Genomic DNA, 10990 nt, shown 5'->3' on the forward strand with positions numbered 1-10990 from the left:
ACAAATACGAATATATGTACTGTTTAAAATAAAATTTTATTGGTCTAATCCTGTATCATTTTTTCAGGACGTTACATACTAATTACTTCAAATCGAAACGATCTGCATTCATCACTTTATTCCAAGCGGCAACAAAATCTTTCATAAATTTATCTTGTGCATCTTCTTGTGCATATACCTCAGCAATAGCTCTCAGTTCAGAATTAGAACCGAATACCAAATCAGCACGAGTTCCTGTCCATTTTGGTGTACCTGTCTTACGATCAGAACCTAAATAAACTTCTTTCGTTTCATCTTTTGCTTTCCATTGTGTACCCATATCCAATAAATTCACAAAGAAATCATTTGTTAATTGACCAGGACGATCTGTTAAAACACCATGATTCGAACCATCATAATTGATATTAATTGCACGTAAACCACCAATTAAAACTGTTAATTCTGGCGCTGTTAACGTTAATAAGTGTGCTTTATCAATCAATAATTCTTCTGTCGAAACACCTTGACGTTTCTTTTTACGGTAATTACGGAAACCATCTGCAATTGGCTCTAACCAACCGATAGACTCTACATCTGTTTCTTCTTGTGAAGCATCTGCACGACCAGCTGCAAATGGAACTGAAATTGTTTTACCAGCATCTTTTGCTGCTTTTTCGATGGCTGCATTTCCACCTAAAACAATCAAATCTGCTAAAGACACTTGTTTCGATGAATTTACTGCATTAAACGATGCTTGCACACCTTCTAATGCTTTCAATACTTTATTTAATTGAATTGGGTTGTTCACATCCCAATTTTTCATTGGCTCTAATCTAATTCGTGCTCCATTCGCACCTCCACGCTTGTCCGATCCTCGGAATGTAGAAGCCGAAGCCCAAGCTGTACCAGCTAATTCTGAAACTGTTAAACCAAGATCTAAAATTTGTGCTTTTAAATTTTCACAATCATTTTCATCTATCAATTCGTGTGTTACTGCTGGAATAGGATCTTGCCAAGTGAAAGTTTCTTTTGGCACATCTGCACCTAAATAACGAGAAACTGGTCCCATATCGCGGTGAATTAATTTAAACCATGCTTTACGGAAAGCATCTTCAAATTCTTCAGGATGCTCTAAGAAACGACGACCTATTTTTTCATAGATTGGATCAACACGTAATGCGATATCAGAAGTCAACATTGTTGGTCTTAATTTTTTCGAAGCATCGTGCGCATGCGGAATAATTTCTCCTACATCTTTTGCTACCCATTGATATGCTCCTGCAGGAGATTTTGTTAATTCCCATTCGAAACCGAATAAATAACTCAAGAATAAATTCGACCATTCTGTTGGTTTACTTGTCCATGTCACTTCAATTCCAGATGTAATTGTATCCCCAGCATTTCCAGTTCCATAAGAGTTTTTCCAACCTAAACCTTGCATTTCAAGATCAGCTGACTCAGGATCATCACCAACGTGATCAGCAGATGCTGCACCATGTGTTTTACCAAAAGTATGTCCACCTGCAATCAACGCTAAAGTTTCTTCGTCATTCATCGCCATACGTGCAAACGTATCACGAATATCTCTTGCCGAAGCCAATGGATCTGGGTTACCATCTGGACCTTCAGGGTTCACATAAATTAATCCCATTTGCACTGCAGCCAACGGATTCTCTAAATCACGTTCACCGCTATAACGGCTGTTTGCTCCCCCACTTTCTTCTAACCAAATTTTTTCAGATCCCCAATATACATCAATATTTGGCTCCCAAACATCAGCACGTCCACCTGCAAAACCAAGTGTTTTGAATCCCATAGATTCTAAAGCTACATTTCCTGCTAAGATGATTAAATCTGCCCAAGAAATCTTGTTCCCATATTTTTGTTTAATTGGCCAAATCAAACGACGCGCTTTATCCAAAGACACATTATCTGGCCAAGAGTTTAATGGTGCAAATCGTTGTTGCCCTTCTCCACCTCCACCGCGACCGTCTTGTACACGATAAGTTCCTGCACTGTGCCAAGCCATACGAATGAACAATGGACCATAATGACCAAAATCTGCTGGCCACCAATCTTGCGAATCTGTCATCAAGGTTTTAAGATCTGCCTTAATCGCTTCTAAATCTAATTTTTTAAATTCTTCCGCATAATCAAAATCTTCTCCTAATGGATTTGATTTATTTGAATGTTGACGTAAAATACTTACATTTAATTGATTTGGCCACCAATCTTTATTTTGTGTTCCCAATCCTCCAACTGGCGTTGTATCCATTTGACCATTATGAAATGGACATTTTGAGATATCTCCTCCTTGATTTTCCATTGATTAATATTTTTATGTTTATTATTTTGTTTTGGTAAATATCATAAATATAATAATTTGTCTTATCAATTAAAAATCAAATTGTTTTATTAACTAATCAATTTATCTTATACCAAGTGCAAATTAAATAGTTATTAATTATAAAGCGAAAAATTAATTAACTACATTTAACTGTTACACTCATTGATCCTACCGTGATAAGAAATAATAACTCCGATATTGGTAATTGTAAAGCACAAAAAAAATCAGTTATTTACAAAAAAAACTGATTTTTTTTGAGATTATAATTTATTTTATCGTTTTTATTTATACATCAATCCACCTATATTCGTTCAGATTAAAAAGGTTTCTTTTATAAACCCGTTGTGCATTATGAATTAAAAAGATAAAAGTTGTTCATTTGACTGAAAATCAGTAAATTGAATTAACTTCAAAACATTTATAATGAACAACTTGAATGCAAATTACGAAAGAATTTTGGAAGTTTTGCGAAAAATATCAAAATGAAAACCTATTGGCCTATCAAAGACGACCTCCAAAATTGAAGGATTTGGAATTGATAAGTCTTGCGTTAACTGCTGAATTTATGGGTATTGACAGCGAAATTCATCTTTTTCGACAAATTCCTCAAGCGATAAAATGCAAAATAGAACGTAGTGTTTATAATCGTCGCAAACGTAGATTGGGCAGTAAAATAAATGATCTACGAATGAAAATTGCCCGAAGTTTTAATGAGTTTGAGAAGTTTTTCATTATTGACAGTATGCCCGTAGAAGTATGTAAACTCTCGAGGAGAATACTTCAAAAATCTGTAAAGATAACGACTATTGCTATCCAAACAGAGGCTTTTGTGCTTCTCAGAAAATGCATTTTTATGGCTACAAACTTCATGCAGTTTGTTCGATAAATGGAGTTTTTCAACGTGTGGATTTAAGTCCTGCTTCCGTTTACGACATCCATTATTTAAAAGATATCAGAGAACAATTATCCGATTGTACCTTGCTTGGAGACAAAGGCTACTTGTCGTCTGAGATTCAGATTGATTTATTTAAATATGCCAATATAGAACTCGAAACTCCGAAAAGAGTTAATCAAAAGGACTACAAGCCACAGTTTTATTTATTCAAAAAACAGCGAAAAAGGATTGAAACACTTTTCTCACAACTCTGTGACCAGTTTATGATTAGACGCAATTATGCAAAAACTTTTGAAGGCTTCTAAACAAGATTATTGGCTAAAATAACTACTTTAACCGTTGTACAGTTCATTAACAAAGAATATTTTAAGCGAAATATCAATAACCTAAAAGTCAGTATTGTTTAAAATGCACAACGGGTTTTAATACCAAAATCGTACAAAAAGAAAAATAGTACAAATACGAATATATGTACTGTTTAAAATAAAATTTTATTGGTCTAATCCTGTATCATTTTTTCAGGACGTTACATTTATTTTTTAATTACTTTTTTTGTGACAATTGTTCCATCTTTTAAATGAATAGATAGAATGTACATTCCTTTAGGAAATTGTTTTAGACTTACTTCAGCACCTAAATCAATACCAAGCAAGCGACCATTAAAATCATATAAATTAGCATAATCAAAATGATTAGCTTTTATTTTTATTCTATCATTTGTTGGGTTTGGAAAAACTTCTACAAGTGTTTGTTGATAATCATAATCATTAGAAGATAACTCAGACCAAGTATTTTCAGCTTTTTCTCCTCCCCAAATTAATGTAGCTAAATAAGGATTGTCGATAAAAGGGTTACGACTACCTTGCATCTCACCAATAATTTCGTTTCGTACTTTTTCAAATTCTGAAACTTTATCTTCTACATTCCATTTTAAGAACATATTTGGCATACCATCTTCATTGCTTGATATTGGATTATAAGCCACATTTTGAGGATCTGTTTCCAAACCATAATGCAAATACATATACATAATAATACGTGCAACATCACCTGTCCATTCATCACCTGGATAAAAAGCTTTATTGATTAAATTGGCTTGTCCTGTCACGTCTTGTACCCATTTTTCACGAAAAGGATTATTGCTTCGTTTAGAATTTAACTGTCTATCAACAGCGCGTAAATTATGTGCATCTGTACCTGTTCCAGGAAAGCTTGTTTCTAACTTTGGAGAAGCCAAAGATTTTGGAAACACATGTTCACGTTCCCATTTTCCAATTGTACTCCCTCCTGATGAGTTATTTTTGTTATTTACATCTCGTGTACGTTGTTCTGAATAAATTGATGAATCATCTGTAAAACCATAGATTAATAAAACACGCCCTTCAGAATCTAAGTCTAAATCAGACTTATCCAAAATATTCCAAACACCAGGTGTATAATTTACAGCGCGATGAGACGCAGCAATTAAATCATGTAAATCTTCTTTTACAATTTTTCCATTTTGTTTAAAATCAATTCCTTCATAATAAGCAGGAATTTGCGCAAAAAGCGTAAAAGGAAATAAAAGAAGTAGATATTTTCTCATAATTATTTATAAATATTTAGCAAATATAAGTATTTATAAATAGTTAAAAAAAGATGAAGTGCTTAATTCTACTACGTTTATTATTGAAATTGTTTGATATATTGCTTAGGTGTTAAACCATATTTTTTCTTAAAAGCTGAAATAAAATGAGATGGGTTTTCATAACCAATTTCAAAAGAGATATCTTTTACCATTAATTGATTTTCTTCTAATTTATGCAACGCATATTCTAATTTTTTATCCAACAAATAACCATAAACGGTTGTACCATAAAGTTCTTTAAAACCTTCTTTTAAATGATATTCAGAAATAGAAAATTTCTCACAAAGCTGTTTAATAGTTGGTGGATTTTTGAAATCAGCTAATAAATAATCTTTAATTTCTTTAATTCTTTTTCCTTCGTTTTCATTATTCAGAAATGGACAATGCTCGCTTTTACTTTCTATTTCAGAGAAATAAAGTGTAAACAATTCATACATTTTTCCAATTAAAAATAAATTTTGAAACTGTGGCGAAAGTTTCATTTGCTCAATCTGATTCAACACTAATTTTATCGAAGGACTAATTTCTCGTTCAATGTAAAACTTTTCTTGTGTCATTGTTGAAATCAAATTATTCTGAATTTGGTATTCAGCAAACAATTGATGCAATTTTTTAATAGATAACACAACAATATAAACTTTACTCTCTGCATTGATATTTAATGATAACGGAATATCTAAAGTTGGATAATAGAACAAAAAACTTTTACCTTCGTGCAGATTGATTTTGTAAATACCATTATTAAAATTAAATGTCAGCGAACCTTTTGTACAAAAATAGAATTGTATATAACGTTTGTCTATTCCTTTCAAAATAGTATCTGTAGATGCTGTAAAGTTGTCTATTTGAGCGATAAATACGTCAGTCGATAATTTATACTCGTTGATTTTACTTTTATGGGTATTTTTTAATTTCATTTCGAATAATGAGGTTTATCACATAAAAAACGTGACATTTGTCAATTGCGCTCTTTATAGAGGTTTACGTACAAATATAAACTTTAATTTATAATTATTCTAAAAAAGGAAACTTTAATTTTTAGCGTTACTTTTCCCTTTTAAAGTTATTTTTGCAATGCTTTTGAACCTACTTTTGTATCAGTATTTGAAGAAATGACAATTAGAGGTAATAAAACGGAAGAAAAATTTTACGTTATCGGAATCAGCTATGAAAAAGCAGATGCCGTAACAAGAGGTAAATTTACATTTTTTCCAGAACAAGTAGAAACATTTACAAAAGATTCTAAATCGAATGGTTTAGAAAACTTTTTTATTGTATCAACTTGTAATCGTACTGAATTTTATGGTTTTGCTGAAAGTGAAGATCAAATCGTTGAGCAATATTGTAAATACACAGAAGGTAATGCAGTAGATTTCCGTCAATTTATGATGGTAAAAGAAGGTGAAGAGGCGATTAATCATTTATTTCGCGTATCGTCAGGTTTAGAAAGTCAAATTTTAGGTGATTTTGATATCATAGGTCAAATCAAAATTTGGTTTTCTCGTTTCAAAAAACAAGGCACATCCAATGCTTTTTTAGAGCGTTTAGTGAATACTGCAATCCAAATTAGTAAAAAAGTCAAAAACGAAACTTTTTTAAGTAATGGTTCTGCATCTGTCGCTTATTCAGCAGTGAATTTTATTCAAGCTACCCAAGGAGATTTAACAGACAAAAATATTTTGTTATACGGAATTGGTAAAATTGGTCGTAATACATGTGCGAATTTGGTCAAACATTATCCAAACACAAATATTACATTAATCAACCGTACAAAAGAAAAAGCGGAAGTTCTTGGACTGAAATATGATATTACAGTAAAAGATCACAGCGAATTAAAACAAGAATTACAAAACACAGATATTTTAATTGTAGCAACAGGAGCAGGTAGTTATACCATTACCGAAGAAATGATTGCATTTGATAAAGAGATGACAATTATTGATATGTCAGTTCCAGAAAATGTAATTCATACATTGGCTTCTCGCGAATCTATTCAGTTAGTAAATGTAGATGGATTGTCAAAAATGGTAGATGATACAATTGCGCAACGTCGTAATTCTATTCCAGAAGCTTTGGCAATTATCGAAGAACACTCAACAGAATTTTACGAATGGTTAGAAACCAGAGAATTAGTTCCTGCGATTCAATCTTTTAAAGATAGATTAGACTTTTTTCAAAGTTTTGCTTTACATAACTTGAAAAAAGATAATGTAAACATCGACGAAAATGAAACGATTTTAACAGAAAAAGTAATTCAAAAAATTACCAATCAGTTTGCCTCTTATTTGATCGAAAATAAAGAAAATGCAGACGAAACAATTCAGTTAATCGAAAAAATGTTTCATTTAAAACAAGCTTAATACCATCATGAAAACAATAAAAATTGGTACACGTCAAAGTCCTTTAGCACTTTGGCAAGCCAATAAAGTAGCTTCGATTTTAGAAGCGAAGGGTCATCTAACAGAAATCGTTCCGATTACTTCTGAAGGTGATGCAAACCTAAAACAACCCATTTATTCGTTAGGATTAACAGGCGTTTTTACACGTTCATTGGACATTGCATTGTTGAATGATCAAGTAGATATTGCGGTACATTCTCTAAAAGATGTGCCAACTATTTTACCTGAAACATTAGAATTGATAGCTTATCCGGAACGTGCAAGTTCTGCTGATATTTTAGTGTACAAATCGGAAGATATTTTCGAGAAAGAACACCGTATTATCGCAACAGGTTCTTTGCGCCGTAAAGCCTTTTGGAATCATAAATACCCTAATGATACCATTGTAGATTTACGTGGAAATGTACAATTACGTTTACAAAAATTACAAGATAATCAAGATTGGGACGGTGCAGTGTTTGCATTTGCAGGTTTAGATCGTTCAGAAATTTTAGATGAATTAGCTGCAAAAGGTCTTCATTATAAAGTGATTGATTGGATGATTGCTGCGCCATCGCAAGGAATTTTGGGAATTGTAGCCAAAGAAGGTTTTGATTTGAGTGATATTAATAATCCTCAATGCGAATTGTTTGCAACAGTAGAACGTCAATTCTTAAATGTTTTAGAAGGAGGTTGTACAGCACCAATTGGAGCATTAGTTGAAAAAATCGATGAAGAAAATTATTCGTTCAAAGGAGCAATTTTATCCATTGATGGACAAGAAATGATTTCAATCGAAAGACAATTTAAAGCAAATGAGTATTTGACGAAAGGTCGCGAATTTGCTGAAGAATGTATTGCACAAGGTGCAGGAAAAATGATTGAACAAATTAAAAAAGAAATCGGAACGAAATAGTGCGTACAAAAGTTTTATTTACAAAGTTAATTCCGTCTTCGCTTCTTAAAAAAGAATTTGGAGCTGATGTAGAGGTGGTTTGCAAGCCAACTTTGGATATTGAATTGACTTCGGCGAATGAAATTTCGGAGCAGATTGATGATTCAATTCATCAATTTATCGTAACGAGTCAAAATACTGTAAATGCCATTCAAGATTTGGAGTTGAATGGTCATTTTTTTGTTGTAGGAAAAAAAACGGCAGAAAAACTGAAAACGCAAAACAGAGAAGTTGTTTTGGTTGAAGATTACGCAGAAGATTTAGCTCCGAAATTAATTTCAGGAAATTATCTTCCGAAATGGAATTTCTTATGTGGTTCTTCGCGTCGTGATTTGTTGGTAAACGAATTATCAAAAGTCAATCACGAAGTTAATCAGATTATAACCTATCAAACAGAACAAATTAATTATCAAGTGAATGATTTGTTCGAAGTCTATGCTTTTTTTAGTCCGTTATCATTCAAAGCATTTCATCAACACAATAATATTCCAGAAAGTTCGCGTATTTTTACAGTCGGAAATACAACAACTTCTGCAATCAAAGAAGTTTATCCAAATCATAAAATTATAACTGCACAAACACCTTTGGTGGAAGTGGTTGTCGAAAATATAAAAAAATACATCAATGATAAAAAATGATTTGCTTTTAAAAGCATTGAGAGGTGAAGAGGTAGAACGTCCACCAGTATGGATGATGCGTCAAGCTGGGCGTTATTTACCAGAGTTTATAGAATTGAGAGATAAATACGATTTCTTTACACGTTGTCAAACGCCAGAATTAGCAGCAGAAATTACTGTTCAACCAATTCGTCGTTTTCCATTGGATGCAGCAATTATCTTTTCGGATATTTTAGTTGTTCCACAAGCAATGGGAATGAATTTCGAAATGAAACCTGGAGTTGGTCCATGGTTAGAGAATCCGATTCGTACGACTCAAGATGTAGAAAAAGTATATATTCCTGATGTTGAAGAAGAATTAGGATATGTGTACAAAGCGATGGATTTGACGAAAAAAGAATTGGATAATAATATTCCTTTAATCGGTTTCGCAGGTTCGCCTTGGACATTGTTGTGTTATGCAGTAGAAGGACAAGGGTCTAAATCGTTTGATAAAGCAAAAGGGTTCTGTTTTCAAAATCCAGTTGCTGCACACCAATTATTAGAAAAAATTACTCAAACTACAATTCAATATTTATTGAAAAAAGTAGAACACGGTGCAAATGTGATTCAGATTTTTGATTCTTGGGGTGGAATGTTATCGCCAAAAGATTATGATGAATTTTCTTGGAATTACATTGAACAAATTGTAAACGAAGTTTCTAAAGTAGTTCCTGTAACCGTTTTTGCAAAAGGTTGTTGGTTTGCTTTAGAGAAAATGGCCGATTCTAAAGCTTCTGCTTTGGGAGTTGATTGGACAATTACGCCACAATTAGCACGCGAGTTTACTGGTTTCAAAAAGACGTTACAAGGTAACTTTGATCCTTCTCGTTTGTTATCTCCTCCAGAAACTATTCAACAAATGGTAAAAGAAATGATTGACGATTTTGGTCCTTATAAATATATTGCAAATTTAGGCCACGGAATTTTACCGAATATTCCAGTAGAAAATGCACAAGCGTTTATAGAAGCGGTTGTAAATTATAAGAGAGATTAAGAAACTCGATATAATAAGAAAACCTTCCGTGATGGAAGGTTTTTTTATTAAAAATATAATTTGAATTTTACGATTGTAATAAGATCTTTTGTGTAATAAGCAATCCAGTAATAATTATATTCTTTACTTAAATTTCTATATTGATATATTTCTCCTTTTCTACTTAATGATTTTTTTATTAAATTATTGCTTTCTAAAAATTCTAGATTAAAATCATAATTATTCTTCCAATGTAATTTTAGTTTAGAAAAAGACTCATCAATAAAATATTCAATCCAATTATTATTTTCAATTTTTACAATTGTTTTATTTCCTTCATAATCAAAATAATATAATTAAGAAGCTGATTTTATTAATTTATACTCTTTGTCATTTATTGTTGATTTAGGCAAATTTTCTAAAGTAATCCAGTTTTCGTTATTTTTTTCAGAGAATTTTCTTATTATATCAGTGTATGCTTTACAATTTTTTTGAAATCTATAAAAAATAGCTTCTTCTTCAGATTGAATTTCATCTTTTGAAAAATCTTTAAAATATTCAACTAAATTAATGTCTTGATTGACTAAATTAATTCGTTGTGCATTATAAATTAAAAAGATAAAAGTTATTCATTTGATTGAAAATCAGAAAATTGAATTAGTTACAAAACATTTACAATGAACAACTTGAATACAAATTACGAAAGAATTTTGGAAGTTTTGCGAAAAATATCAAATGAAAACTTGCCTATCAAAGGCGATCTCCAAAATTGAAGGATTTGGAATTGATAAGTCTTGCATTAACTGCTGAATTTATGGGTATTAACAGTGAAAATCATCTTTTCGACAAATTCCTCAAGCGATAAAATGCAAAATAGAACGTAGTGTTTATAATCGTCGCAAACGTAGATTGAGCAGTAAGATAAATGATCTACGAATGAAAATTGCCCGAAGTTTTAATGAGTTTGAGAAGTTTTTCATTATTGACAGTATGACCGTAGAAGTATGTAAACTCTCGAGGAGAATACTTCAAAAATCTGTAAAGATTACATAAAGAGTTACTGATATTTATTTTATTTGAAAAAATATTTCTAAATGGTAAATGCCATGTTCAAGTTATAAGTGCAACTGGCCAAGTAGATTTTAGTTTTTCGATAGGGCTAATATAGCCAAACTTT

7 protein-coding genes and 2 pseudogenes are annotated in these 10990 nt (G+C 31.8%); 6 read left to right on the forward strand and 3 right to left on the reverse strand.

Annotated features, from left to right (window positions below; all coding sequences use genetic code 11):
* Positions 1–82: 82 nt before the first annotated feature.
* Positions 83–2305, reverse strand: coding sequence for a catalase/peroxidase HPI (gene katG / locus IF125_RS13730; protein ID WP_188319768.1), 2223 nt, complete (start codon positions 2303–2305; stop codon positions 83–85).
* A gap of 444 nt (positions 2306–2749) precedes the next feature.
* Between katG and IF125_RS13735 the strand changes: the two are divergent.
* A pseudogene (locus tag IF125_RS13735) lies at positions 2750–3628 on the forward strand (IS982 family transposase).
* Between the two features lie 125 nt (positions 3629–3753).
* On the opposite strand, the gene IF125_RS13740 reads toward IF125_RS13735, so the two are convergent.
* Together IF125_RS13740 and IF125_RS13745 are read right to left on the reverse strand one after the other, a co-directional pair.
* A complete protein-coding gene (locus IF125_RS13740; RefSeq protein WP_225542870.1) occupies positions 3754–4806 on the reverse strand; it encodes an endonuclease I family protein in 1053 nt (350 codons plus the stop codon).
* An 80-nt stretch (positions 4807–4886) separates the two neighbouring features.
* On the reverse strand, positions 4887–5765 hold the full coding sequence (locus IF125_RS13745; RefSeq protein ID WP_225542871.1) for a helix-turn-helix domain-containing protein: 879 nt from the start codon (positions 5763–5765) through the stop codon (positions 4887–4889).
* A 195-nt stretch (positions 5766–5960) separates the two neighbouring features.
* Between IF125_RS13745 and hemA the strand changes: the two genes are divergently transcribed.
* The 5 genes and pseudogenes from hemA to IF125_RS14395 all read left to right on the forward strand — a co-directional run.
* Positions 5961–7208, forward strand: a complete 1248-nt coding sequence (hemA, locus tag IF125_RS13750; RefSeq protein WP_171622433.1) for a glutamyl-tRNA reductase — start codon at positions 5961–5963, stop codon at positions 7206–7208.
* A gap of 7 nt (positions 7209–7215) precedes the next feature.
* A complete protein-coding gene (gene hemC, locus IF125_RS13755; protein WP_225542872.1) occupies positions 7216–8142 on the forward strand; it encodes a hydroxymethylbilane synthase in 927 nt (308 codons plus the stop codon).
* Positions 8142–8819, forward strand: coding sequence for a uroporphyrinogen-III synthase (locus IF125_RS13760; protein ID WP_225542873.1), 678 nt, complete (start codon positions 8142–8144; stop codon positions 8817–8819). The genes hemC and IF125_RS13760 overlap by 1 nt, the downstream gene beginning before the upstream one ends.
* Positions 8806–9834, forward strand: a complete 1029-nt coding sequence (gene hemE / locus IF125_RS13765) for a uroporphyrinogen decarboxylase (RefSeq protein ID WP_171622430.1) — start codon at positions 8806–8808, stop codon at positions 9832–9834. Before IF125_RS13760 ends, hemE begins: the two co-directional genes overlap by 14 nt.
* Positions 9835–10490: 656 nt before the next feature.
* Positions 10491–10859, forward strand: a pseudogene (locus IF125_RS14395) (IS982 family transposase); the annotation flags it as partial.
* Positions 10860–10990 lie beyond the last annotated feature (131 nt).

It is taken from the genome of Empedobacter stercoris (assembly GCF_020281205.1).
GTDB lineage: Bacteria > Bacteroidota > Bacteroidia > Flavobacteriales > Weeksellaceae > Empedobacter > Empedobacter stercoris.

What these genes read in the sequence shown, in the direction of transcription:
- IF125_RS13745 (WP_225542871.1), bottom strand. Translation starts at nt 5,765, where the DNA reads ATGAAATTAAAAAATACCCATAAAAGTAAAATCAACGAGTATAAATTA.
- hemA (WP_171622433.1), top strand. Translation starts at nt 5,961, where the DNA reads ATGACAATTAGAGGTAATAAAACGGAAGAAAAATTTTACGTTATCGGA.
- hemE (WP_171622430.1), top strand. Translation starts at nt 8,806, where the DNA reads ATGATAAAAAATGATTTGCTTTTAAAAGCATTGAGAGGTGAAGAGGTA.
- IF125_RS13740 (WP_225542870.1), bottom strand. Translation starts at nt 4,806, where the DNA reads ATGAGAAAATATCTACTTCTTTTATTTCCTTTTACGCTTTTTGCGCAA.
- katG (WP_188319768.1), bottom strand. Translation starts at nt 2,305, where the DNA reads ATGGAAAATCAAGGAGGAGATATCTCAAAATGTCCATTTCATAATGGT.
- hemC (WP_225542872.1), top strand. Translation starts at nt 7,216, where the DNA reads ATGAAAACAATAAAAATTGGTACACGTCAAAGTCCTTTAGCACTTTGG.